The 25,043-nt window shown below is 66.2% G+C and carries 22 protein-coding genes; 15 read left to right on the forward strand and 7 right to left on the reverse strand.

The annotated features are described in order from the left end of the window. Positions 1 to 3 precede the first annotated feature (3 nt). Positions 4 to 714 carry an SDR family NAD(P)-dependent oxidoreductase gene (locus tag XI08_RS32550; RefSeq protein WP_271577531.1) on the reverse strand — a complete coding sequence of 237 codons (711 nt, stop codon included), beginning with the start codon at positions 712 to 714 and terminating at the stop codon, positions 4 to 6. Positions 715 to 926: 212 nt separating this feature from the next. Between XI08_RS32550 and XI08_RS32555 the strand changes: the two genes are divergently transcribed. The 4 genes from XI08_RS32555 to XI08_RS32570 all read left to right on the forward strand — a co-directional run bounded on the left by XI08_RS32555 (position 927) and on the right by XI08_RS32570 (position 3,697). Next, the gene (locus XI08_RS32555; protein WP_271577532.1) at positions 927 to 1,850 is read left to right on the forward strand and encodes a LysR family transcriptional regulator; all 924 of its coding nucleotides are present in this window, start codon (positions 927 to 929) and stop codon (positions 1,848 to 1,850) included. Between the two features lie 145 nt (positions 1,851 to 1,995). Beyond that, positions 1,996 to 2,151: a hypothetical protein gene (locus tag XI08_RS32560; protein ID WP_165448167.1), complete on the forward strand. Its 156-nt coding sequence runs from the start codon at positions 1,996 to 1,998 to the stop codon at positions 2,149 to 2,151. 146 nt (positions 2,152 to 2,297) lie between these two features. Continuing rightward, on the forward strand, positions 2,298 to 3,227 hold the full coding sequence (locus XI08_RS32565) for an aspartyl/asparaginyl beta-hydroxylase domain-containing protein (RefSeq protein WP_271577533.1): 930 nt from the start codon (positions 2,298 to 2,300) through the stop codon (positions 3,225 to 3,227). An 11-nt stretch (positions 3,228 to 3,238) separates the two neighbouring features. Further along, on the forward strand, positions 3,239 to 3,697 hold the full coding sequence (locus tag XI08_RS32570) for a YybH family protein (protein ID WP_271577534.1): 459 nt from the start codon (positions 3,239 to 3,241) through the stop codon (positions 3,695 to 3,697). A 66-nt stretch (positions 3,698 to 3,763) separates the two neighbouring features. Here the strand turns inward: XI08_RS32570 and XI08_RS32575 are convergent, their stop codons facing one another. From XI08_RS32575 to galE, 3 genes are all read right to left on the reverse strand, one after another. After that, positions 3,764 to 4,465, reverse strand: a complete 702-nt coding sequence (locus tag XI08_RS32575; RefSeq protein WP_271577535.1) for a fumarylacetoacetate hydrolase family protein — start codon at positions 4,463 to 4,465, stop codon at positions 3,764 to 3,766. Positions 4,466 to 4,500: 35 nt separating this feature from the next. Further along, positions 4,501 to 6,303 carry an ABC transporter ATP-binding protein gene (locus tag XI08_RS32580; protein WP_271577536.1) on the reverse strand — a complete coding sequence of 601 codons (1,803 nt, stop codon included), beginning with the start codon at positions 6,301 to 6,303 and terminating at the stop codon, positions 4,501 to 4,503. A 118-nt stretch (positions 6,304 to 6,421) separates the two neighbouring features. Further along, positions 6,422 to 7,435 carry a UDP-glucose 4-epimerase GalE gene (gene galE / locus XI08_RS32585; protein WP_271577537.1) on the reverse strand — a complete coding sequence of 338 codons (1,014 nt, stop codon included), beginning with the start codon at positions 7,433 to 7,435 and terminating at the stop codon, positions 6,422 to 6,424. Positions 7,436 to 7,561: 126 nt separating this feature from the next. On the opposite strand from galE, the gene XI08_RS32590 reads away from it, so the two are divergent. Beyond that, complete coding sequence (locus tag XI08_RS32590) at positions 7,562 to 8,599, forward strand: glycosyltransferase family 4 protein (RefSeq protein WP_271577538.1); 1,038 nt, start codon at positions 7,562 to 7,564, stop codon at positions 8,597 to 8,599. Between the two features lie 179 nt (positions 8,600 to 8,778). On the opposite strand, the gene waaF is transcribed toward XI08_RS32590, so the two are convergent. Next, positions 8,779 to 9,849, reverse strand: a complete 1,071-nt coding sequence (waaF, locus tag XI08_RS32595) for a lipopolysaccharide heptosyltransferase II (RefSeq protein WP_271577539.1) — start codon at positions 9,847 to 9,849, stop codon at positions 8,779 to 8,781. 159 nt (positions 9,850 to 10,008) lie between these two features. Here waaF and rfaD point away from each other — a divergent pair, with 159 nt between their 5' ends. From rfaD to XI08_RS32625, 6 genes are all read left to right on the forward strand, one after another. Further along, the gene (gene rfaD / locus XI08_RS32600; RefSeq protein ID WP_271577540.1) at positions 10,009 to 10,989 is read left to right on the forward strand and encodes an ADP-glyceromanno-heptose 6-epimerase; all 981 of its coding nucleotides are present in this window, start codon (positions 10,009 to 10,011) and stop codon (positions 10,987 to 10,989) included. Positions 10,990 to 11,001: 12 nt separating this feature from the next. Beyond that, positions 11,002 to 12,486, forward strand: a complete 1,485-nt coding sequence (gene rfaE1 / locus XI08_RS32605; protein ID WP_271577541.1) for a D-glycero-beta-D-manno-heptose-7-phosphate kinase — start codon at positions 11,002 to 11,004, stop codon at positions 12,484 to 12,486. An 8-nt stretch (positions 12,487 to 12,494) separates the two neighbouring features. Continuing rightward, positions 12,495 to 13,781, forward strand: coding sequence for an O-antigen ligase family protein (locus tag XI08_RS32610; protein WP_271577613.1), 1,287 nt, complete (start codon positions 12,495 to 12,497; stop codon positions 13,779 to 13,781). 84 nt (positions 13,782 to 13,865) lie between these two features. Further along, positions 13,866 to 15,776 carry a nucleoside-diphosphate sugar epimerase/dehydratase gene (locus XI08_RS32615; RefSeq protein WP_271577542.1) on the forward strand — a complete coding sequence of 637 codons (1,911 nt, stop codon included), beginning with the start codon at positions 13,866 to 13,868 and terminating at the stop codon, positions 15,774 to 15,776. A gap of 2 nt (positions 15,777 to 15,778) precedes the next feature. Beyond that, positions 15,779 to 16,999 carry a glycosyltransferase family 4 protein gene (locus tag XI08_RS32620; protein ID WP_271577543.1) on the forward strand — a complete coding sequence of 407 codons (1,221 nt, stop codon included), beginning with the start codon at positions 15,779 to 15,781 and terminating at the stop codon, positions 16,997 to 16,999. Next, positions 16,996 to 17,943 carry an NAD-dependent epimerase/dehydratase family protein gene (locus tag XI08_RS32625; RefSeq protein ID WP_271577544.1) on the forward strand — a complete coding sequence of 316 codons (948 nt, stop codon included), beginning with the start codon at positions 16,996 to 16,998 and terminating at the stop codon, positions 17,941 to 17,943. The genes XI08_RS32620 and XI08_RS32625 overlap by 4 nt, the downstream gene beginning before the upstream one ends. Here XI08_RS32625 and XI08_RS32630 read toward each other — a convergent pair. Together XI08_RS32630 and XI08_RS32635 are read right to left on the reverse strand one after the other, a co-directional pair. Continuing rightward, positions 17,931 to 18,950: an MraY family glycosyltransferase gene (locus XI08_RS32630; protein WP_271577545.1), complete on the reverse strand. Its 1,020-nt coding sequence runs from the start codon at positions 18,948 to 18,950 to the stop codon at positions 17,931 to 17,933. The two genes, XI08_RS32625 and XI08_RS32630, sit on opposite strands and share 13 nt — an antisense overlap. After that, positions 18,947 to 19,906, reverse strand: coding sequence for a lysylphosphatidylglycerol synthase transmembrane domain-containing protein (locus tag XI08_RS32635; protein ID WP_271577546.1), 960 nt, complete (start codon positions 19,904 to 19,906; stop codon positions 18,947 to 18,949). The genes XI08_RS32630 and XI08_RS32635 overlap by 4 nt, the downstream gene beginning before the upstream one ends. Before the next feature lie 210 nt (positions 19,907 to 20,116). Here XI08_RS32635 and XI08_RS32640 point away from each other — a divergent pair, with 210 nt between their 5' ends. The 4 genes from XI08_RS32640 to XI08_RS32655 all read left to right on the forward strand — a co-directional run bounded on the left by XI08_RS32640 (position 20,117) and on the right by XI08_RS32655 (position 24,918). Next, entirely contained in the window at positions 20,117 to 21,106 is a 990-nt protein-coding gene (locus tag XI08_RS32640) for an SDR family NAD(P)-dependent oxidoreductase (RefSeq protein ID WP_271577547.1), read from the forward strand. 7 nt (positions 21,107 to 21,113) lie between these two features. Beyond that, positions 21,114 to 22,526, forward strand: coding sequence for a mannose-1-phosphate guanylyltransferase/mannose-6-phosphate isomerase (locus tag XI08_RS32645; RefSeq protein ID WP_271577548.1), 1,413 nt, complete (start codon positions 21,114 to 21,116; stop codon positions 22,524 to 22,526). Between the two features lie 184 nt (positions 22,527 to 22,710). Continuing rightward, a complete protein-coding gene (locus tag XI08_RS32650) occupies positions 22,711 to 23,715 on the forward strand; it encodes a Gfo/Idh/MocA family protein (protein ID WP_027545134.1) in 1,005 nt (334 codons plus the stop codon). A 51-nt stretch (positions 23,716 to 23,766) separates the two neighbouring features. Continuing rightward, positions 23,767 to 24,918 carry a DegT/DnrJ/EryC1/StrS family aminotransferase gene (locus XI08_RS32655; RefSeq protein WP_271577549.1) on the forward strand — a complete coding sequence of 384 codons (1,152 nt, stop codon included), beginning with the start codon at positions 23,767 to 23,769 and terminating at the stop codon, positions 24,916 to 24,918. The last annotated feature ends 125 nt before the right edge of the window (positions 24,919 to 25,043 follow it).

Raw genomic sequence — 25,043 nt, forward strand, 5'->3', positions numbered from 1 at the left:
CGCTCAGTGGCCGGCGCTCTGGCCGCCGTCGACATGCAGGATCTCGCCGGTGACGAAGGACGCACCCTCGAGATAGAGCACGGCATCGACGATGTCGGACATCTCGCCTATGTGGCCGACCGGATGCAGCGCGCCGAGCTCGGCATGCGTCGAAACCGGATGCATCGGCGACTTGATGACGCCAGGCGCCACGGCGTTCACACGGATGCCGCGCCTCGCGTATTCGATCGCGAGCGACTTGGTCGCGGCGTTGAGGCCGCCCTTGCTCAGTGACGCCAGCACCGAGGGCACGTTGGAATTCGCGTGATCGACCAGGGTCGTCGTGATCTGCACGATGTGGCCAGAACCCTGCTTCTCCATCTCGGCGATGGCGAGCTGCGTGATGTTGAAGAAGCCGGCGACGTTGGTGCCCATCACCGCCGCATAGTCCTCGGCGGTGTACTGCGTGAACGGCTTTGCGACGAAGATGCCGGCATTGTTGACCAGCGTGTCGACGCGGCCGAAGCGGGCGACGGCCTGCGAAACCACGCGCTCGGCGGTGGCCCGGTCGGCGATGTCGCCGGGAACGGCGAGAACGTCGTCGTCGCCCGACGGCTTGATGGAGCGCGCCGTTGCGACGACGCGATAGTTGCGATCGCGAAAACCCTTGACCAGGGCGGCGCCGATACCCTGCGATGCACCGGTGATGATGGCGACCTTCTGCTCGATACCCATGACGGGCTCCTTTTGTTGGCTTGAGAACTGCGCCGGCAGCGGCCGGCTTGGGTGGTGAGGTACGCCGCGGCGGCCCGGCTGCGAATACGCGCTGTCCGGCAGACACTCTTTCGCGGCGCGAACGAATGCCGGATCGGCGCGCGGCGGCGGTTGTGGCGGCCGGCGCGAACGCCTAGCCTTCGGCCGGAATCTCAGGGGGCGGCGGAAAGCGCATGGATCGTCTGGATGCGATGAAGGTGTTCGTCCTTGCGGTGGACGAGGGCAGCCTCGCCGCGGCGGGGCGCAAGCTCGGCCGTTCGCCGGCGGCGGTGAGCCGCGCCATCGCCTTCCTGGAGGAGCGGGTCGGTGCCGAGCTGCTGCACCGGACGACGCGGTCGATCAAGCTGAGCGAGGAGGGTGAGCGCTATCTCGCGATCTGCCGCCGCGTACTCACCGAACTGGAGGAGGCCGACGACATAGCGGCCGGACCGCGCACGGCGCCGCGTGGCCTGCTCACGATCAGCGCGCCGGTGGTCTCGGGGGAGATGGTGCTGCGGCCGATCCTCGATGCGTTTCTCGACGCCTATCCGACCGTGTCGGCAAAGCTCCTGCTGTTCGACCGCGCGGTCAACCTGATCGAGGAGGGCGTCGACATCGCGCTTCGCATCGGCCATCTCGCGGATTCGGCGATGGTGGCGATGCGGATCGGCGAGATCAGCCGCGTCGTGGTGGCGGCTCCCCGCTACCTGAAGCAGCATCCGCGCATCACTGACCCCGGCGATCTCGCCAAGCATCAGATCGTGGCGATGGCGCATCTGCCCAATTCCTGGACCTTCGCGCCACAGGCGGGCTCGTCGGCAGCCCGGACGGTCCAGTTCACCCCGCGCCTCGTCGTCAACAGCACCTATGCGGCCGTGGCGTCCGCGGTCGCCGGGCGCGGCGTGGCGCGGATGTATTCGTACCAGGTGGCCGAGCAGGTTGCGCGCGGCGAGCTCGAGATCGTGCTAGCCGCCGACCAGGATCCGGAGATGCCCGCGCATTTGATCTGCCCGCAGGGGCGGCTCTCGGTGCCCAAGGTGCGGGCGTTCACCGACTTTGCCGTGCCGCGACTGAAGAAGCAGTTCGCGCTGTTGAAGAAGAGCATCAATGCGCGCTGAGCCGCTATGCGTCCGGCAATGCGTTGTTTTGCGTATACGGCTGCCGGGCTGAATCGGCGATGCTGCCCGAACGGTTAACGCCGGATTAACCGACGAGTCCTAGCCTGTCTCGGCCGGGGTTACTCGCAAGGCCGAGGTGAGCCCAATGGAAGCCCAGAAGATCGCGGTCGACGCCGTCGTTGCGCTGACCGATTGCGACCGCGACGCCGTCATCGCGTTCATCCGCCGACTCTATCTCGCCGGCGTCACCGACCCCAAGCGCCTGACCTTCAAGGGTCTTCAGGCGCTGGCGCGGGCGTAATTCGGCTCGTTTCGGCCAGTTTTGACCCCCAGGTTCCGGGCCGCCGCTCTCCCCAGCGTGATTGCAACCCAGCGGTGAATATCTTGCCGCTCGGGCCAGCTCGGAGTAGATGACGTCCCCGGCTGGGTCACTCGGGAACTGGGGAAATGCTGAAACAGCTTTTTGCGCCGCAACTGGTCATTCTGTATGTGCTCGCGGCATCGACGATCTATGTTCACTTCCGCGGCAAGCAGCGGCTGCGCTTCGCGCGCCAGCTTGGCGATCACTCGACCTATCTCGCCCCCTACAATGTGCTGATGTATGCGGGCTCGGCGGTGCCGAACAAGCCGGTGATCCCGGTCGAGCAGTTTCCCGAGCTCAAGCCCCTCAGCGAGAACTGGGAGACCATCCGCGACGAGGCCGTGCGCCTGTTCGACGAAGGCTTCATCCGCGCGGCCGCCAAGAACAACGACTGGGGCTTCTACTCGTTCTTCAAGAGCGGCTGGAAGCGCTTTTACCTGAAATGGTACGACGACTTCCTGCCCTCGGCGCGCACGCTGTGCCCGAAGACGGTGGAGCTGCTCAATGCGATTCCGAGCGTGCACGGCGCGATGTTCGCGATGCTGCCGCCCGGCGGCAAGCTGGGCGCGCACCGCGATCCGTTCGCCGGTTCGCTGCGCTATCACCTCGGCCTCGTCACGCCGAACTCGAACAAGTGCCGCATCCTGGTCGACGGCGTCGAATGCGTCTGGCGCGACGGCGAGGCCTTCATGTTCGACGAGACCTTCATCCACAGCGCCGAGAATGCGACCGACGTCAACCGCATCATCCTGTTCTGCGACGTCGAGCGCCCGATGAAGTTCGGCTTCATGACCGCGATCAACCGCTGGGTCAGCCATCACATCGTCAAGGCGTCGGCGACCCAGAACGTCGACGGCGAGAGCGTCGGCGTGCTCAACAAGGTGTTCGGCAAGCTCTATGAGATCCACCTCGCCAGCCGCAAGGTCAAGGAGTGGAACCGCAACGTCTACTACACGCTGAAATACTCGCTGACGGCGCTGATCCTCGGCCTCATCGTGATGTCGGCGCTGCGATGAAGCAGGTGCGAATGGCCCCCTTGCCGACCGCGAACACCGAGACAGTGCAATTCTTCCGCCGATGGCTGGAGACCTTCGCGGGCTACGTCCGCGAGGTCGACTACGCTTCGGCGAGGCCGCTGTTTCACCCCGAGGTGCTTGCCTTCGGCACGCACAACGATGTCATCCCCGGCCTCGACCAATGGGTCACCACGCAATGGGACAACGTCTGGCCGAAGACGGCCGACTTTCGTTTCGTGCTCGAGCAGACCTCGGTTCTGGCATCCCCCGACGGCGCGATGGCGACCGTGATCGCGCCGTGGACGAGCACCGGCTATCATCCCGACGGCAGCGCGTATCCGCGTCCGGGCCGGGCGACCATGGTATTCTCCAAGACCGCCGACGGCTGGCTGTGCGTGCATTCCCACATGTCGCTCAATCGCGGCGTCCCGCAGGCGAGCCACGCCAATCGGCCGGTGAAGGCCTGGTAGATGCGATCCGAATCAAAAAGGCCCCGGACATGTCCGGGGCCTTTCGATTTCGAGATGTCGTGCAGCCTATTCCGGCTGGCCGATCGAGACCTTCAGTGTGCCGATGCCGTCGACGCCGCATTCGAGCTTGTCGCCGGGCTGGAGCTGCGACACGCCGGCCGGCGTGCCCGTCATGATGATGTCGCCGGCGGCGAGCTTCACCTGCTGCGAGAGCTGCCAGATGATCTCGGGCACGTTCCAGATCAGCTCGGTGAGGTCGCCCTTCTGCGCTTCCTTGCCGTTGACCGTGAGCCAGATCTTGCCCTTGGCGGGATGGCCGATCTTCGCGGCCGGCTGCACGGCGGAGCAGGGCGCGGAATAGTCGAACGACTTGCCGATCTCCCACGGACGCTCCTTCTTGCGCGAGGCGATCTGGAGGTCGCGGCGGGTGAGGTCGATTCCGACGGCGTAGCCGTAGACATGGTCGAGCGCCTTGTCGGCGGGAATGTTGAGGCCGCCGCTCTTCATCGCGACGATCAGCTCGACCTCGTGATGCAGGTCCTTGGTCAGTGGCGGATAGGGGATGGTGGCGCCATCGGGCACCAGCATGTCGGCATGCTTGGCGAAGAAGAACGGCGGCGCGCGCTCGTCATTGCCCATCTCGCGGATGTGCTCGAGATAGTTGCGGCCGACGCACCAGATGCGGCGCACCGGGTAGCGGCCGGCCTCTCCGACGACGGGAAGCGATGGTTGCGATGGAAGCGGAATGACGTAGGAGGCGGCGTTCATGAAGCGGTCTCGCTGCTCTTGAGGTGAAGGGAATTCTATGCGGTTGCGCTGATCGGCGCCAGAGTGCCGGCGTCGTGATGTTGCAGGCGGAAGAACGAGGCATAGCGACCCGAGCGGCGGATCAGCTCGTCGTGCCGGCCCTGCTCGACGATCTCGCCACCTTCGACCACCAGGATCGCGTCTGCGTGCATGATGGTGTGCAGGCGGTGCGCGATCACGATGGTGGTGCGGTTCTGGCAGAGATGCTCGATCGCCTCCTGCACTTGCTTCTCGGACTCGGAGTCGAGCGCGGCGGTGGCTTCGTCCAGCAGGATGATCGGCGCGTTCTTGATCAGCGCGCGCGCCACCGCGATGCGCTGACGCTGGCCGCCTGAGAGCTGCGTGCCGTGCTCACCGACCGGCGTGTCGTAGCCGAGCGGGAAGCTCACGATGAAATCATGCGCGCAGGCCGCTTTCGCGGCGTCGATGATCTGGTCTTCGGTCGCGCCCGGCTTGCCGAAGGCGATGTTGTTGCGGATGGTGTCGCGGAACAGATAGACGTCCTGGCCGACATAGGCGGTCTGCGCGCGCAGCGACTTGCGCGAGACCGCGCCGATCGACTGGCCGTCGATGACGATGTCGCCTTGCGTCACCTCGTAGAAGCGCAGCAGCAGCCCCAGCACGGTGGACTTGCCGCCGCCGGACGGGCCGACCAGCGCGGTGACCTTGCCGGGCTCGGCGGTGAAGCTCATGCGGTTGAGGACGGTCTCGCCAGTCCGGTAGGAGAAGCTGACATCGCGCAGCTCGATCCGTGCGTCCGACAGCTTCAGCGCCGGCTTGTCGTCGTCGGAATGCTCGCTCGCCGGGCTGTCGACGACTTCCAGCAGCATGCGCGCGCCGACGAGCTGACTGTTCAGATCGATGTTAAGCCGCGCCAGCCGCTTGGCCGGCTCGGTCGCCATCAGGAAGGCGGTCATGAAGGAGAAGAACGCGCCGGGCGTGGCGTTGAGCGCGACCACGGCATAGCCGCCGTACATCAGGCAGCCGGCGACTGCGAAGCCTCCCAACATTTCCATCAGCGGATTGGAGCGGTTGGCGACGCGGGCCATCTTGTTGGCGTTGCGCTCGACGATCGCGATGTTCTCGTCGATGCGCTTCTGCATGGTCTCTTCGAGCGTGAACGCCTTGACCGTGCGGATGCCCTGCAGCGATTCCTGCATCGTCTCCATGATGTCGGCGGTGCCGGTGAACTGGTTGAAGGCGAGGCCCTTGATGCGCTTGACCAGCTTGCGCAGCACCAGCATCGCCGGCGGCACCGCGACGAGGCCGATGAACGACATCAGCGGATCCTGCCACACCATCACGCCGATCATTGCGAGCAGCATCAGCAAGTCGCGCCCGATGGCGTTGACCAGCATGTTGAGCACGTCGGTGATCGACTTGGCGCCGGCCGTCAGCCGCGCCAGGAATTCGGACGAATGCCGCTCGGAGAAGAAACCGATGCTCTCACGCATCAGCTTGGCGAACAGCTGGCGCTGGTTGGTGGCGAGGATCGCGTTGGAGATCTTGGTCAGGATCACCATGTGGCCGTAGGTCGCCACGCCCTTGATGAACAGCAGGATCACCGTGAGCCCTGAGAACATCGCGATGCCCGGGATGTTCTTGTCGACATAGGCCTGGTTGATGACCTGGCCGAGCACGTAGGTCGCGCCCGCGGTCGACCCGGCGGCGAGCGCCATCAGGGCGAAGGCGACGAGGTAACGCCGCCAATAGACGATCCCCTGTTCCGTGACCAGGCGGCGAATCAGGACCGCTGCCGTATAGGGATCGTCGGTGATTTTCTTTGGAAACTGGGCCATCCGTAGTCCATTGACGGCGCAAGGAAAAGCCTGCCCGCGCGTCAGGGATCGATGGGCCTCTGTGCCCGCTAAAGCGGGGCTTTTCAAGCCCAATTAAGGGCTTGCGTCCGGATGGAATCTAGGCGGAGACGGCGTGGCGGAGCTCGCCATGGCGCTCGCGGAACAGCTTGTCCTCCCAGGCCAGCGCGTGGGCCGCGATGGTCTCGAGGTCGTCGTATTGCGGCTTCCAGTCGAGCAGGCCGCGGATGCGGCTGGTGTCGGCGACCATGGTCATGATGTCGCCGGGCCGGCGCGGGGCGTATTGCACGGCGAAGCTGCGCCCGGACACCCGGCGCACCGCGTCGATGGTCTCCAGCACCGAATAGCCGCGGCCATAGCCGCAATTCAGCGTGGTCGAGGCGCCGCCATTGCGCAGGTAAGCCAGTGCCGAGCGGTGGGCCTGCGACAGGTCCGTGACGTGGATGAAATCGCGGATGCAGCTGCCGTCCGGGGTCGGATAATCGGTGCCGAACACGTCGATCTTGGCGCGCTGGCCGGTCGCGGCCTCGACCGCGATCTTGAGCAGATGCGTGGCGCCGACGGTGGCAAGGCCGATGCGCGCCTGCGGATCGGCGCCGGCGACGTTGAAATAGCGCAGGGTCACGTACTGCATGCCGTAGGCGGCGGCGACGTCGTGCAGCATGATCTCGGTCATCAGCTTCGACGAGCCGTAGGGCGACAGCGGCCGCGTCGGCGCATGCTCGGGCACGGGCACCTCGTCCGGATTGCCGTAGACGGCGGCGGTCGAGGAGAAGATGAAGCGGCCAATGCCGCGCTTGACGGCAACATTGAGCAGGTTGCGCGCGGTCATGAAATTGTTGCGGTAGTAGCCGAGCGGATCGCGCATCGACTCCGGCACGACCACCGAGCCGGCGAAATGGATGATGCTCTCGATGTTGTGCTGGGCGATCACGCCCTCGAGCAGGTTCTCGTCGCCGGCATCGCCAATGAACAGTGGCACGCCTTCCGGCAGGTAGGCGGAGAAACCGGTGGAGAGATCGTCGATCACGACGACGTCCTCGCCGGCTTCCGCCAGCGCCAGGACCGTGTGACTTCCGATGTAGCCGGCGCCGCCGGTGACTAGCACAGTCATGATCTCACCCGTCTTCGATCAACGCTCCAAGCTACCGTTTGCGTGGTGAAGAGGGGGTATCGGCGCGGCTGAACTGGTCACTATGCTTAATGTTGCGTATAGGGGGTCTGCTAAACGGAGCATGACGTGGCGAATTCCCCGGGCGATCTGCAAGTGATCGTGCCAAATCTGCACAGGCGCTATTCCGGGGTCACCGCGACCAACCGGATGGTGGCGCCGCGGCTGGCAAGACTGTATCGCGCGGCGTGGTTCGGCTCGGACGCGCCGGAAGGGATCGCGCGGCTGAGCGTGGCCGATTTCCTCAGGCTATGGCGCCGCAAGACGCCGCTGATCTGGCATGCGCGCCGCAACAACGAGATGATCGCGGGCGTCGTGCTGCGCGCACTCGGCTGGCCGCTCAAGCTGGTCTTCACCTCGGCGGCGCAGCGGCACCACAGCTGGATCACGCGCTGGCTGATCCGCCGCATGGACGCGATCATCGCGACGTCGGATCTCTCGGCCGCGTTCCTGAAGGTGAAGGCCACGGTGATCCCGCATGGCGTCGACACCGACGTCTATGCGCCGCCGATGGATCGTTCAGCGGCGTTCGCGGAAACCGCGCTGCAGGGCCGCTACGCGATCGGCTGCTTCGGTCGCGTGCGCGCCCAGAAGGGCACCGACGTGTTCGTCGATGCGATGTGCCGGCTGTTGCCGCGCTATCCTGACTTCACCGCAATCATCGTCGGTCAGGTCACGACCGAGCAGACGCCTTTCGCGAACGACCTGAAGAAGCGCATCGAGGCAGCCAACCTGCAATCGCGCATCGTCATCACCGGCGAGCTGCCGATCGAAGCGGTGCAGCGCTGGTACCAGCGGCTGACGATCTACGCCTTCACCTCGCGCAACGAAGGTTTTGGTTTGACGCTGATCGAGGCGATGGCGGCGGGAAGTGCACTCGTCGCCGCGCGCGCCGGTGCGGCCGAGCTTGTCGTCGAAGATGGCGTCACCGGCGTGCTGATCCCGACGGGCGATGCCGATGCGCTCGCCGCGGCGCTGGAGCCGCTGATGCGCGATGTGGCTGCCGCAACCGCAATGGGCGAGCGCGGACGGGCGCGGGTGCTTGAAAAGTTCAGCCTCGATGCCGAAGCGGCGCGGATCGGCGAGGTCTATCGTCCGCTGCTCTGAAACGCCGCTGTCGCGCCCGCGAAACAAAAAGCGCGAAAACAACCCCATGCACAGTAGCCGGGGTTAGCGAAATCAATGGGTTGGCGGCGGGGTCGATTCGCTGCTGATTTTACGAAACCCGTTTGACTCGTCGGGCAAGACACCAGCATGATGTCATCATCGGCGAAGCTCCGGCGGCCTCACGTCTCGGCCCGCGTCCCCGCCTCACTCAGCACCTTCTCCGCAATCGCCACCACCTCGGACGCTGCGATATCGCGCATGCAGCGGTGGTCGTTCATCTTGCAGATCGTGCTCTGGCAGGGCTGGCACGACAGCACGCTCTTGTCCTGGACTACGGTGGCGGCAAGGCCGTTGAGGGGGGCCCAGAGGTAGGGGCTGGTCGGGCCGAAGATGCCCATGGTGGGCGTGCCCAGTGCGGCCGCGATGTGCATCAGGCCGGAATCGTTGGAGATGGCGACGCCGGCCGCGGCCATGGCCAGCACGCCGTTGCGCAAATCGGTGCCGGTGAGGTCTCGGACGCCAGGGCCGCCGGCCGCGACGATCTCCTGGGCGAGGCCCTTTTCGGCGGGGCCGCCCACGACCCAGACTTCGAGGCCACGCTCGACCAGCAGCCGGGCGGCCTCCGGATAGTAGGTCCAGCGCTTCGAGACGCCGACCGAGCCGGGGGCGAGCGCCACGGGCGCGCCGGCGCTGAGGCCATTGGCCTGCCGCCAGCGGACGATGTCCTCGGCCGGGACCCGCAATTGCGGCACCGGCCATTCCGGCGGCAGTGGGGCGCCGTCGGGCTGGGCCAGCGCAGCGTTCTTGTCGATGAAGCGGGGCAGCTTTTTCTCGCCCCAGCGCCAGCGATTGAGCAGGCCGAACCGGAACTCGCCGACGAAGCCGACCCGTTCGGGGATCCCGGCCAGCGCAGGCGCGATGGCGGCCTTCCAGGTCCGGGGCAGCACCAAGGCGGTGCCGTAGTTCCGCTCGCGCAGGAGCTTTGCCAGGCCGAACTGGCGGCCGACGGCGAGCCGGCCGCGCGGCAGGTCCCAGACGATACCCTCGCGCACGCCGGGCATGTAGTCCACCAGCGGCGCGCACAGGGACGTGGTCAGGAGATCGACCGGCCGGTTCGGCCAGCGCTCCTTCAGGACCCGGACCACGGTGTGATTCCGGACGAAATCGCCGATCCACATGTAGGGAACGATCAGGATCGGGCGGGTGTCGCTCCGATCTGCGCTTCCACTAAATTGTGAATTTTGGTTCATTCGTTAATAGGACCGAGGACGGACTGATCTGGCGGTTCGGTTAGCCGCTCCCGGCCGGCAGGTAAAGCCGGGAGCGCGTTGATCCCAAAATGCTTACACTTTGGCAGATGATGCGCTACGGCAGGTATCGGGCCGCGAAGATCGGGCAGGGTGGTTGGAATGTTGCTGGTGACCGGCGGAGCCGGTTTTATCGGGTCGAATGTCGTGGCCGCGTTGAACGACGCCGGCCGCAGTGAGGTCGTCGTCTGTGATTTCCTCGGCACCGAGGGCAAGTGGCGCAATCTCGCCAAGCGGCAGCTTGTGGATATCGTCCCCCCGGCCGGGCTGCTGGACTGGCTGAACGGCCGCAAGCTCGACGCCGTGATCCATCTCGGGGCGATTTCCGCGACCACCGCGACCGACGGCGATCTCGTGTTCGAAACCAATTTCCGCCTTTCCACGCGCCTGCTCGACTGGTGCACGGCCAATGCGGTGCCGCTGATCTACGCCTCCTCGGCGGCGACCTATGGCGACGGCGAGGCAGGCTTTGACGACGATGCCTCGCTGCCCGCGCTGAAAAAACTGCGGCCGATGAACCTCTACGGCTGGAGCAAGCACCAGTTCGATCTCGCCGTTGCCGAGCGCGTCGCACGCGGCGAGAAGCTGCCGCCGCAATGGGCGGGGTTGAAATTCTTCAACGTGTTCGGCCCCAACGAGTATCACAAGGGCTCGATGATGAGCGTGCTGGCGCGGCGCTTCGACGACGTCAGGGCGGGCCGCGCCGTGCAATTGTTCAAGTCGCATCGCGAGGGCATCGCCGACGGCGACCAGCGCCGCGATTTCATCTATGTCGACGATGTCGTGCGCGTCATCATGTGGCTGCTGGCAACGCCCTCGGTATCCGGGCTGTTCAATGTCGGCACCGGCAAGGCGCGCAGCTTCAGGGATCTGATGTTGGCTGCCTATGCGGCGCTCGGGGCGAGGCCCAACATCGAATATATCGACATGCCCGAACAGATCCGCAACAGCTATCAATACTTCACCCAGAGCGAGGTCGATCGCCTCTGCCGCGCCGGCTATAACGGCGGCTTCACGACGCTCGAGGATGCGGTGAAGGCCTATGTCGGGGATTATCTCGACCGGCCCGACCGCTTCCGCTGAGGCTCCAGGATCATGCCGACGCCCATTCTCGATTTCGACGCCCTCGCGCAAACGATCTCAAGCCGCACGGTGCTCTGCATCGGCGACATCATGCTGGACGAGTTCGTCTATGGCGAGGTGTCGCGGATCTCGCCGGAAGCGCCGACGCCGGTCATCGTTGCCCAGCGCAGCGAGATCGATATCGGCGGCGCCGGCAATGTCGCGCGCAATATTGCCTCCCTCGGCGCGCGCTGCATCTTCGTCGGCCTCGTCGGCGAGGATGATGCGGGCAAGCGGCTCACGGCCGCGCTTGCGGAGCAGGGGGGCATCGAAAGCGCGCTGGTGTGCGATCCGTCGCGGCCGACCACGCGAAAGGTCCGCTTCGTCTCCGAGCATTTCTCCACCCACATGCTGCGCGCGGATTGGGAGCAGGCGCAGCCTGCTTCCGACGAGGTCGAGGCGAAGCTGATCGAGGCGATCCTGCCGCAGGTCGCCCGCGCCGACATCGTGCTGCTGTCCGACTACGCCAAGGGCGTGCTGACGGCGCGCGTGATCCGCCACACCATCGACGCCGCGCGAAAGCTCGGCAAGCCCGTGATCGTCGATCCCAAGAGCCTGAACTGGGCGATCTATCGCGGCGCCACGCTGCTCACGCCCAATCGCAAGGAATTTGCCGAGGCCACCCGCAGCCGCGCCGACACGCCGCAGAGCATCGTCGATGCCAGCGAGGACGTGATGCGGCTCGCCGATTGCGAGGCGATCCTGGTCACGCAAGGCGAGCACGGCATGACGCTGGTGCCGCGCCAAGGCGCGGCCGTTCACGTTCCGGCCGTCCCGGTGAAGGTGCGCGACGTCTCCGGCGCCGGCGACACCGTCGCTGCCGCGCTCGCGGTCTCGCTCGCGGCGGGCGCGGACTGGGACACGGCGCTGCGCGTGGCCAATGCCGCAGCTTCCGTCGCCGTCGGCAAGCAGGGCACCGCCATTGTGAGCACGGCCGAGCTGCGACGAAAGATCCTGCCGCACGCCTATCTCGCGGCCGAGGAGAAGATCGTGCTCGAGCCGGCGGCGCTCGACGCGCAGCTCGCGGAATGGCGCAGGCAGGACCTGCGGGTCGGCTTCACCAATGGCTGTTTCGACATCCTGCATCCCGGCCACGTCAAGGTGCTGACCGCGGCGCGCGGCGCCTGCGACCGCCTGGTCGTCGGCCTTAACAGCGATGCCTCGGTGCGGCGGCTGAAGGGCGCCGATCGCCCGGTTCAGGACGAGCGTGCGCGTGCGGAAGTGCTCGCGGCGCTCGAAGCCGTCGATCTCGTCGTCATCTTCGAGGAGGACACGCCGATCGATTTGATCACCCGGATCAAACCGAGCGCGCTGGTCAAGGGCGGCGACTACACCCGTGAGCAGGTTGTCGGCCATGAGGTCGTCGAGGCCGCCGGCGGAACCGTCGTGCTGGTCGACATCCTCCAGGGCTTCAGCACCACCGCGCTGGTCCATCGCGCGCGGGGAGGGGGCAAGTGACGGACCAAGTGACGACGCTCGCCCGGGAGACGACCGGCCAGATGCGGTGGCGGCGCTGTCGCACCCCGGCGGCGTGGCGCGAGACGGCCGACCTGTTCGCGATCCTGACCATGGCCTCGCTGCCCTGGTCGACCTCGCTCGCGGCGATCTTCAACGCTCTGTTCTTGGTCTGCATGGTGCCGTTTCTCGACGTCCGCGCATTCCTGCAATCGCTGAAGCGCCCGATCGCAGCCGCGCCGATCGCGCTGGTCCTGCTCGCGCTGGTGGGCACGCTGTGGTCGGATGCGGCCTGGGGCGCGCGCCTCTATGCGGTCAATCCGACCGTCAAGCTGCTCGTGCTGCCCGTTCTGCTCTATCATTTCGAGCGCTCGCCGCGCGGACACTGGATCTTCATCGCCTTCTTGGTGTCCTGCGCGCTGCTGTCGGTGATGTCGTGGCTGGTCGTCTTCTATCCCAACCTGACGCTCAAGCCCGACCACCTCGAGCGCGGCATCTTCGTCAAGAACTACATCGACCAGAGCCAGGAATTCGCGCTGTGCGCGGTCGCGCTCGCTTATCCCATCGTGATGCTGCTGCGTCAGAAGCGCTATTGGTTCGCGGGACTATTGATCGCGCTGGCGCTGAGCTTCTTCGTCAACATGGCCTTCGTGGTGGTATCGCGCACCGCGCTCGTCACCGTTCCGATCATGTTCGGCGTGTTCGCACTGCTGCACTTGCGCTGGCGCAGCATTGCGATTATTTCCGCCGCGCTGATCGTCTGCGCCGTCCTCGCCTGGCAGGCCTCGCCGCAATTGCGCAAGACCGCCGACACCTTTGCCAGCGACTACACGCGCTATGTCGAAAGGGGCGAGCCGACCTCGCTGGGCCTGCGGCTCGAATTCTGGCGGAAATCGCTCGGCTTCTTCGCGGAGGCGCCGGTCATGGGGCACGGTACGGGCTCGACGCGCGGATTGTTCGAGCGCGTCGCGACACCCGGCGTCCAGTACCAGGCGTCCGCCGAGGTAATCGGGAATCCGCATAACCAGACGCTGAATGTCGCCGTGCAATGGGGCGTGATCGGCATCGCCGTTCTCTATGCGATCTGGATCCTGCATCTGCTGTTGTTCCGCGGCGACGGGCTGGCCTGTTGGATTGGCCTGCTGGTCGTGGTGCAGAACGTCTTCACCTCGCTGTTCAACTCCCATCTGTTCGACTTCCACGAGGGCTGGATGTATGTCATCGGCGTCGGCGTTGCCGGTGGCATGGTGATCCGGGCCCGACACGCCGAAGCGAAGGTGGGGGAAGCCGGTTCCTGAACGGCCGCGCGGCTGGCAAGTCCTGTCGAGATGGGCTATCAGCGCGGTCAGGTTGCACCTAACTGGGATTTCATCGGTCGGCGGATGACGCGTCTTTCGCATCTCACCTTGCGCAATTTCCTGATCGCGCTCCACGACCTGCTGGCGACCACCGCGGCGCTGTTCGCAGCCTTCTACCTGCGCTTCGAGGGCGGCGACGGCTTTTACGACCGCCTGCCGCTGCTGCTCCAGATCCTGCCCTACTTCCTCGCCTTCAGCGTGGTCGTGTTCTTCGTCTTCAACCTGACCACGACGAAATGGCGATTCATCTCGCTGCCCGACGCGCTGAACATCCTTCGCGTTGCGACCGTGCTGACGGTTGCGCTGCTCGCGCTCGACTACATCTTCGTCGCCCCCAACGTCCGCGGCGCCTTCTTCCTCGGCAAGGTGACGATCGTCCTCTACTGGTTCCTTGAAGTCTCCTTTCTTAGCGCCTCGCGCATGGCCTATCGCTACTTCCGCTATACGCGGGTGCGGCGCCATGCCCGGACCGACCATGCCGCGCCGACGCTGCTGATCGGCCGCGCCGCCGACGCCGAGGTGCTCCTGCGCGGCATCGAGAGCGGCGCCATCAAACGCATCTGGCCGGTCGGCGTGCTGTCGCCGTCGAGTTCGGATCGCGGCCAGTTCATCCGCAACGTTCCGGTGCTGGGCGGCATCGACGACATCGAGGACGTCATCGGCGACTTTGCCAAGCGCAACAAGCCGATTGGGCGCCTCATCATGACGCCGTCAGCGTTCGAGCCGGAGGCGCACCCGGAATCGATCCTGATGCGGGCGCGCAAGCTCGGCGTGATCGTCAACCGCATGCCGTCGCTGGAAAGCGGCGATACACCGCGCCTTACGGCGGTTGCGGTCGAGGACCTCCTGCTGCGGCCGAGCGAGACAATCGACTATGCGCGGCTCGAAGCCCTGATCAGGGGCAAGGCGGTGATCGTCACCGGCGGCGGCGGCTCGATCGGTTCCGAGATCTGCGAGCGCGTCGTCGCGTTCGGCGCCGCGCGCCTCCTGATCGTGGAAAATTCCGAGCCCGCGCTCTACGCGGTGACGGAGACGCTCGCCGCGCAGGGCGCGGCGGCTGCGATCGAGGGGCGGATCGCCGACATCCGCGACCGCGAGCGCATCATGCGCCTGATGGCCGAGTTCAAGCCGGACATCGTGTTTCACGCCGCCGCGCTCAAGCACGTGCCGATCCTGGAGCGCGACTGGAGCGAGGGCGTCAAGACCAACATCTTCGGCTCGATCAACGTTGCCGACGCCGCGCACGGCGCCGGCGCCGAAGCCATGGTGATGATCTCGACCGACAAGGCGATCGAGCCGGTGTCGATGCTCGGCCTGACCAAGCGCTTCGCCGAGATGTACTGCCAGGCGCTCGACCACGATCTTGCCGCAAGCAACAGCGCCAAGCCGCCGATGCGGCTGATCTCGGTCCGGTTCGGCAATGTGCTGGCGTCAAACGGCTCGGTGGTGCCGAAGTTCAAGGCCCAGATCGAGGCCGGCGGTCCCGTGACGGTGACGCATCCCGACATGGTCCGCTACTTCATGACCATCCGCGAGGCCTGCGATCTCGTCATCACAGCGGCGACGCATGCGCTCGGAACGCAGCGTTCGGACGTCTCGGTCTACGTGCTCAACATGGGCCAGCCGGTGAAGATCGTCGATCTCGCCGAGCGCATGATCCGCCTTTCCGGCCTTCAGCCCGGCTACGACATCGAGATCGTGTTCACGGGGATGCGGCCGGGCGAGCGCCTGCACGAGATCCTGTTCGCCTCCGAGGAGCCGACCCGCGAGATCGGCGTCGCCGGCATCATGGCCGCGCAGCCGAACGAGCCGCCGATGCAGACCCTGCGCAAGTGGATCGCGGCACTCGAACAGGCGATCGCGCGCGACGATCGGGCCACCATCAGGACCATCCTGAAGGACGCAGTTCCGGAATTCGGATCGACCGCGGCCTGACCATGCAGTCCCCCGGCAAGATCGTCGTTGCGAGCCAGCATTATCCACCGGACCCGAGCACGACGGCGGCGATCATGGCCGAGATCGCCTGCCGTCTCGCCACGGGGCACGAGGTCGTCGTGCTGTCGGGCTCACCCGGCGCGTTGCCGGCGTCGCAGACCGGCCCCGGCAAGCCGCGGATCGTCGCCATCAAGAACCGCATGACCGGCAAGGCGGCGCTGGTGCGGCGCGGCGCGGCCGAACTGCTGTTCGCGGCGCGCACGTTCCTTGCGTTGATGCGGGAGCTCCGGCCCGGCGACGTCGTGGTCACCGTTACCGCGCCGTTCATGCTGCCTTACGCGGTCGCGGCGGCCGCAAGGCTGAAGCGCGCCCGCTCGGCGCTGATCCTGCACGACCTCTTCCCCGACGTGCTCGTGACGGCGGGCCTGCTGAAGCCCGATTCGATGGTGACGCGGACCATGCGCTTCGCCAACAGCCTGATGTTCCGCGCGCTCAATGCCGTCATCACCATTGGCCGCGATGCGGAGCGGCCGCTGCTGAGCTATGCCGGGATGAAGCGCAACAAGATCCGCTTCATCCCGAACTGGGCGACGCTCGCGCCCGGGTCGCGTCCGCTGTCACCGGACAATCCGTTCCGCAAGCCGCTCGCCGCGCGTTTCGTCGTGGGCCTGTCGGGCAATCTCGGCTTCACCCATGATCCGGAGATCGTGTTCGAGGCGGCGCGCCTTTTGAAGGACGAGGCGGGCATTCACTTCCTGCTGTCCGGCTGGGGCATCGGCTTTGCGCGGCTGAAGCAGTTGCAGGCGGCCGCGAACCTGCCCAATGTCTCCTTCGTGGCGCGGGTCGAGGATACCGAACTCGAGGCGTTCCTGGCGGCTGCCAATCTCTGGATCATTCCGTACCGGAAGGACGTTGCGGGAGTGTCGGTGCCGAGCCGGTTCTACAACCTGCTGGCGGTCGGCCGTCCCGTGGTGCTGGTGTCCGAGCCGGAGGCCGAAGCCGCGTTGACGGTGGTGGAGAACGGGCTCGGCTGGGTCGTGACGCCGGGCCGCGCCGATCAGCTCGCCGAGGCGATCCGCGCGGCGTCCCGTTCCGACGTCGGCGTCTTGGCGGAGCGCGCGGTGAAGGCGGCATCGAAGTTCGACCGCGCCACCGCGATGAACGCCTACGCCGCCCTGGTCGACGAATTGTTGCGCAACCCGGATCTTTCGGAGCAGCAATGAGCGAGCGCAAACCGGTCGTGCTGGTCACGGGAGCGAGCGGCTTCGTCGGCGGTCATGTCGTACCCGCTCTCGCACGCGAGGGGTGGTCGGTCCGCCGCGCCGTGCGCAGTCTGACGGGTGCCGATAACGAGGTCGTGATCGAAACGATCGGTCCCGCGACCGACTGGAAGGCCGCGCTCGAAGGCGTCGACGCCGTCGTCCATCTCGCCGCGCGCGTGCACCACAAGCACGAGGAGCAAGCCGTCCAGCTGTACCGCAACGTCAACATCCTCGGCACGCTGCATCTGGCGCGCTGCGCGGCGGTGGCCGGCGTGCGCCAGTTCATCTTCGTCAGCACCGTTCTCGTGCACGGCCGCAGCAACGAGGGCCTCGCGCCGTTCAGCGAGAACGACATCCTGACGCCGCGCGGCCTCTACGGCATGTCCAAGGCCGCGGCCGAGGCGGGCTTGAGGACGCTGGCGCGCGACTGCGCCATGAGCATCTCGGTGATCAGGCCGCCGCTGGTCTATGGCGCCGGCGCCAAGGGCAATTTCGCGCTGCTGACGCGCGCGGTGAGCCTGGGGCTGCCGCTGCCCTTTGCCGCGATCCGCAATCACCGTGCCTTCCTGGCCGTGCAGAACCTGTCGTCGTTCATCCTGCGCCGGCTCGCTCATCCCGACCCCGCCAGCAATTTCGAGATCTTCCTGGTGGCGGACCGGGAGCAGGTCTCGACGCCCGAATTCATCGAGCGCCTGGCGAAAGCATCCGGCAAGAGCCCGCGGCTGTTCCGCATGCCGCCGGACCTGCTCGGCACGCTGCTCAGCATGATCGGACGGCAGGATACGCATGACAGCCTGATCGGCTCACTCGAGCTCAACATCTCCAAGGCGATCGCAACCGGCTGGGAGCCGCAGGTCTCCCTCGACGAGGGCCTGCGGCTTGCGCTGTCGGCTCAGGACGCCTGAGGGCGGGAGAAGCGGCGCAGGACGAAGCCGACCGCGATCGCGCCTGTGAGCAACGCGAGCAGCGTGACCGGCATCGAAGCGGCGCGCACGGTGAGGATCGCCAGCAGTGCCAGCACGAGATTGAGCGCGAACACCTCGCCGACCACGCGCGGGACCTTGAAGCCGTTGTCGGTCGCGCGCTGGTAAAAGTGCGAGCGGTGCGCCGACCAGAATTGTTCGCGGCGGGCGATGCGGCGAAACAGCGTGATGGTGGCATCCGCGAGGTAATAGGCCGGCAGCAGCAGCGCCGCGACCGGCTGCCCGTGCCAGGCGAGCTCCAGCAGGCACCAGCCGAGCAGAAGGCCGATTGGCAGGCTGCCGACATCGCCGAGAAACACCTTCGCGACGGGACGATTGAATGGCGCAAAGCCGAGCATGGCGCCGCACAGGGTGGTGGCGAGCAGTGCGGCTGGCCAGGACAAGTCGCCGAGCCATCCCAGCAGCAGCAGCGCCGCGGTGATCGGCACGACTTCCACGACCGTCATCAGGTCGAGCCCGTCCATGAAATTGACGAGGTTCACGAACCAGATTCCGGCGAGCACGACGAGGCCGCGCTCCAGCGCCAGCGGCACCGCCGGGACGATGCGCGCCGTTTCGGGCGCGGTGAACACGACGGCCCCGACGGCTGCCGCCTGCAGCACGAGCCGCAACAGCACAGGAAGCGATACAATGTCGTCGGCGAATCCGACCAGTGCGATCAAGACCGTCGCAGCTATCAGCGCCGGCGGGATCGCGACGTTTGCCCAGGCTGCCCAGGCCGATGCGACCAGCAGCGTCGCGGATATCACCGCGATGCCCGCACCCTGCGGGGTCGGAACGCGATGCGAGGACCGCGCGTTGGGCCGTGCCAGTGCGTAGCGCTGGAGCAGGGGACGGCTGGTCCAGGTGATGACGGCCGACGCCATCGCGGCGATCGCAACGGCAAGCAGCGAGGGCGCGGCGGCGAGCGCGTCGGCGGCCGGGTTCACTCCGGCACTCCGAGTGGGGCCGACCCTTGCGCGGCTTTCTCCGCGCTGAAGATCCAGACCAGGCCGCCGATCGCGCCGACGATGAAATACACGGCGCCGAACAGCAGCGAGACGTTGACGCCCTCGCTTGCGGCAAGTCCCGCGAAGCCGAACGCCAGGCCCATCGTGGCTTCACGCAGGCCCCAGCCGGCGATCGAGATCGGCATCATCGTGATCAGCATCACCGGCGGCACCAGCAGGAGGACGTCGCTGAAGCGGACGGGAGCGGCGATCGACTGCGCGACGCACCAGGCGACGACGGCGGCGAGCACATGCACCATCAGCGACAGGATCGCGACGATCGGCCCGCGCCTGCGGCTGAAGATCACCCGGTTCGCGATCACCGCGCAGGCGTGGATGTGGTGGGTGGCCCACCACGTCTTCAGCCATCGCCATTTCAGCGCGCCGAAGACCACGAAGCCGAGGCCGCCCGCGAGCGCGGCCAGGTCGAGGAGCAGCAATGCCGAGCGACCGTGCGGATCGGTGATGAGGGTGTAGCTCCAGGGCAGGCTCGCGACGATGAGGATCGCGAGCGCGATGAGGCCGATCGCGCGATCGACAAAGATGGAGTAGGTGGCCGCGCGCCATCCGGCGCCGGCGCGCGCGACCAGCCACAGCCGGACCGCATCGCCCCCGATCGCCGAAGGCAGGGTCTGGTTGAAGAAGGATCCGATCACGTTGTAGCGCATGGCCCGCTCGAGCTCGAGCGGCGCGCCGCATTCGGCGCTGACCTCGCGCCAGCGCAGCACGCCGACGAAGATCTGCAGGAAGGTGATGGCGATCGCGACCCCGATCCAGAACAGGCTGGTCACGGTGAAGCGCGACACCAGTTCGGTCAGATCGACCTTGCGCAGCGCCAGGTAGAGCAGCGCCCCGGAAATCAGGATCTTGGCCGTCGACAGCAGGATTCGGCGCATCTCGTCCGCATGAACAGGGTTTGCGAAGATTTGAGGCAACCCGACGCGAGGCGCCGAATTAGGCCGCTTTGGTATGGTTTTGGCGCCGATCTTGCAATAGCGGTGACGAAGTGGGTTATGAACGGCCGTTATGACGTATGGCGGGGCTATTGCGACCCCTCGATACCGGCTAAAGATGCGGCGAGGGCCAGAGGTCCCCTTGGGAACAAGATGACGGATCAGGCGATTTTGGTCACGGGGGCCGCCGGCTTCATCGGCTTTCACGTTGCCCGGCAGCTGCTCGCCGAAGGCCGGCCGGTCGTCGGGCTCGACAATCTCAACAACTATTACGACCCGGCGCTGAAGAGCGCACGGCTTGAGCTGTTGCGGAGCGATTCCCGCTTCTCCTTCGTCAAGGCTGACCTTGCCGACCGCGAGGCGATCGCAGCGCTGTTCGGACGACACCGGTTTGCCAAGGTCGTGCATCTGGCCGCCCAGGCCGGCGTGCGCTACTCGATCGAGCATCCGCAGGCTTACGCCGATTCCAATCTCCAGGGCTTTCTCAACGTGCTGGAGGGCTGCCGCAACAACGGCTGCCGTCATCTGGTCTACGCCTCGTCATCCTCCGTTTACGGCGCCAACACAAAACTGCCATTTGCCGTGCAGGACCGGACCGATCATCCCGTGAGCCTCTACGCCGCGACCAAGAAGGCGAACGAAGTGATGGCGCAGTCCTACAGCCATCTCTACCGGCTGCCGGTCACGGGCTTGCGCTTCTTTACCATCTACGGCCCGTGGGGACGGCCCGATATGGCCATGTTTCTGTTCGTGAACGCCATCATGGCGGAGAGGCCGATCCGGCTCTTTAACCATGGAAGGATGCGCCGCGACTTCACCTATATTGACGACGTCACCCGTGTCGTGTCCAAGCTGATCGATCGGGTGCCGGCCGACGACCCGGCTGCCGCAAATGCGCCGTCTAAGGTCTACAATGTCGGCAACCACCGCCCCGAGGAGCTGATGCACGTCGTCGGACTTCTGGAGCAGGAGCTGGGTCGGACGGCGATCAAAGAATTGCTGCCGATGCAGCCGGGAGACGTTTTGGAAACGTTCGCGGATGTCGAGGACCTGATGCGCGACACCGGCTTTGCACCGTCAACGCCGATCGAGCAGGGGGTTCGTAATTTTGTCACCTGGTATCGGGACTACTTCAAGGTTTGAGATGACGATGGACAAACGCATTATCCCCCTGATCATGTGCGGCGGTGCCGGCACGCGGCTGTGGCCGGCCTCGCGCGAGGTGCGCCCCAAACAGTTCCTGCCGCTGTTCGGCTCGCGCTCGACCTTCCAGGACACGCTGCTGCGCGTCTCGGACGCCTCGCTGTTCGAGCGTCCGATCGTCATCACCAATGCGTCCTACCGCTTCATGGTGCTGGAGCAGCTCGCCGAGATCGGCATCGAGGCCGACGTGATTCTCGAGCCGATGCGGCGCGACTCCGGCCCCGCGATCGCCGCGGGCGCGGTGTTCGCGCAGAACCGAGCCAGTGATGCGATCGTGCTCGCGCTCGCCGCCGATCACGTGGTGCAGGACAAGGCCGCTTTCGTCGCGGCCTGCCGCGAAGGCCTCACCGCCGCGAGCGCCGGGCGCATCGTCACCTTCGGCGTCAAGCCGGAGCGGCCGGCGACCGAATACGGCTATATCAGCATGGGTGAGGTGATCTCCGGCGAGGTGCACGCCGTCGCGCGCTTCGTCGAGAAGCCGGACGCGGTGAAGGCGGCCGACTACGTCAATTCGGGCTATCTCTGGAACAGCGGCAACTTCATGTTCCCGGCGACCGTCCTGCTCGACGAATACCGCAAGGTCGATGCGGCCAGCGTGGAGGCGGTCTCCAATGCGGTCAACAACGCCGGCCGCGATCTCGGCTTCGTGACGCTGGAGCCGGAGGCGTTCGGTTCGGCAAAGGCGATCTCGATCGACTACGCGGTGATGGAGAAGACCTCGCGCGCGGCCGTCGTGCCGGTGTCATGCGGCTGGTCCGACGTCGGCTCCTGGCACGCGGTGTGGGAATTGTCGGAGAAGGACGCGCTAGGCAACGCCGCGCACGGCGCCGCCGTGTTCGAGGATTCCCGCAACTGCAACGTCACCACCGATTCCGCGCTGGTCGCGCTCGAGGGCGTCGACGATCTCGTCGTGGTCGCGACCGCGGATGCGGTCCTCGTGTCGCGCCAGAAGGATGCCAACGGCCTGAAGCGCCTCGTGACCAAGCTCAAGGCGGTCGCGCCGAAGGTCACCGAGGAGCATCTCAAGGTGCATCGGCCCTGGGGCAGCTACCAGTCGGTCGACAATGGCGAGCGTCACCAGGTCAAGCGCATCGTGGTCAAGCCCGGCGGGCGGCTGTCGCTGCAAAAGCACCATCATCGTGCCGAGCACTGGATCGTGGTGCGTGGTGCCGCCCGGGTCACCGTCAACGAGACCGTGAAGACGGTGCACGAGAACGAGTCCATCTACATCCCGATGGGCGCGGTGCACCGGATGGAGAATCCCGGCAAGATCATGCTGGAGCTGATCGAGGTCCAGACCGGCAGCTATCTCGGGGAAGACGACATCATCCGGATTGAAGACGACTATCAAAGGTCGTAACCAGCAGGCTCCGAATCACGCGACCCGGGCCGAAAGAGCGGTATCTTTCAGCGGCTTAAGGCCCGGGGAACGTGTAACTTTTTGAATCAAATCGTGTCCGGACCGGAAGCTGCGCATTCGCCACAAATGTGGCGCCCGTGCTAGAAGCGGCCCGGGGATTTGCGTTGAATCGGGGTTTGCTCAAATGAGTTCCAAAGGGTCAGCACCTGCCAAGGCAGGCTTGCGCGTCGGCGTCATTGGCGCCGGCGTGATGGGCAGCAACCACGCGCGCGTGCTCGCGGGTCTTCCCGGCGTCACTCTCGTCGGCGTGGTCGATCCCTCGCCGGCGCACCTGACGCGCACCAGCGAGCTTGCCAACTGCCAGGGCTTCGAGACGCTCGACCAGCTCTTCGCCGCCGGCGTCGATGCCGTCACCATCGCAGCGCCCACCCATCTGCATCACGAGGTCGCGCTCGCCTGCATCGCCAAGAACATCCACGTACTGGTCGAAAAGCCGATCGCCTCCACGGTCGCGGAAGGCCGCGAGATCGTCGCCGCCGCGCAAAAGGCCGGCGTCACGCTGATGGTCGGCCATGTCGAGCGCTTCAATCCGGCGGTCGCCGCCGTCAAGCAGGCGATCGCGGGCGAGGACATCCTCTCGATCGCGATCACCCGCGTCGGTCCGTTCCCGCCGCGCATGTCCAATGTCGGCGTCGTCATCGATCTCGCCGTGCATGACATCGACCTGATCCGCTGGTTCACCGAATCCGACATCGTCGAGGTGCAGCCGCAATTGTCGAGCGCGGTCGCCGAGCGCGAGGACATCGCGCTCTTGCAGTTCCGCACCGCCAACGGCGTGCTCGCTCACATCAACACCAACTGGCTGACGCCGTTCAAGGCGCGCAGCGTCACGGTCGCGACCCGCGGCAAATACGTGATGGGCGATCTCCTGACGCGCCAGGTCACCGAGTGCTTCGGCTTCAAGCCCGACGGCAGCTATTCGATGCGGCATCTGCCCGTCGGCCACGACGAGCCGCTGCGCGCCGAGCTGATCGCGTTCCTCAAGGCCGTACGCCACGGCGAGACGCCGGCGGTCACCGGCGACGAGGGCGTCGCCAGCCTCGAGATCGCCACGCAGTGCCTGGAGACGCCGTCGCGTCCCGCCGCGACGTCGGCCGCCCTCAAGGGCCCGCGCCGCGTCGCCGGCTGATCTCCATCCATGTCGGCTTCTCCAACTTCGCAGGACAATCAGCAAGGCGCCATGAACCAGCATCTGCGCTCCGAACCCATTCCCTTCATCGACGTCGGCTCGCAGCGCCGCCGGCTCGGCGCCTCGCTCGATGCCGCCGTCAAGCGCGTTCTCGACCATTGCCAGTTCGTCAACGGCCCTGAAGTCGCCGAGCTCGAGAAGCAGCTCGCGGCCTATTGCGGCGCCAAGCACGTCATCGGCTGCGCCAGCGGCACCGACGCGATCCTGATGGTGATGATGGCGATGAATGTCGGGCCGGGCGATGCCGTGCTGTGTCCGTCCTTCACCTTCATCGCAACCGCCTCGCCGGTGGCGCGGACCGGCGCGACGCCTGTCTATGTCGACGTGGACGAGGCGACCTTCAACATGAGCCCGGAGTCACTGAAGCGCGGCATCGCCACCGCCCGCAAGGCCGGCCTCAAGCCCGTCGCGGTCATTCCGGTCGACCTGTTCGGCCAGCCCGCCGATCACGATTCTATCGCCGAGATCGCCAAGGCCGAAGGCCTGTTCGTGCTCGACGATGCCGCGCAGGGTTTTGGCGCAAGCTACAAGGGCCGCAAGCTCGGCACCTTCGGGCTCGCCACCGCCACCAGCTTCTTCCCGGCAAAGCCGCTCGGCTGCTTCGGCGACGGCGGTGCGATCTTCACCGATGACGACGAGCTCGCAGCCAAGCTGCGCAGCATCCGCGTGCACGGGCAGGGCGTGGACAAATACGACAACGTCCGCCTCGGCCTGACCGGCCGGCTCGACACCATGCAGGCCGCGGTCCTGATCGAGAAGCTGAAGATTTTTGACGACGAGATCGCCGCCCGCAACCGGGTTGCGGAGCGCTACGCGCGTGGCCTGTCCAACGTCGTCACCGTGCCGCGTCTGGCGCCGGGCAATACTTCGGTCTGGGCGCAGTACACGATCCGCCTCCCTGAGGGCACCGACCGCGACGGCTTTGCCGCCGCGCTGAAGGCGCAGGGTGTGCCGACCGCGATCTATTACGGCAAGTCGATGCATCAGCAGACCGCCTACAAGCAGTATCCGGTCGCCGAGGGCGGCCTGCCTGCTTGCGAGAGCCTGTCGCAGGACGTCATCAGCTTGCCGATGCACGCCTACCTGACCGAAGCCGACCAGGAGCGAATCATCGCCGCCGTCCGCGGCGCGCTTGCGGGCTGATTTTTGCCGGTTTGCGGCGCTGGTCGTCATGCCCGGGCTTGTCCCGCCTGCGCGGCCGAAGCCGCTTCGGCGAGGCGAAGGCCCGGGCATCCACGTTCTTTGTGTGCGTGGCAAGGCGTGGATGG

It is taken from the genome of Bradyrhizobium sp. CCBAU 11361 (assembly GCF_028128935.1).
In the GTDB taxonomy this organism is placed as follows: Bacteria; Pseudomonadota; Alphaproteobacteria; order Rhizobiales; family Xanthobacteraceae; genus Bradyrhizobium; species Bradyrhizobium niftali.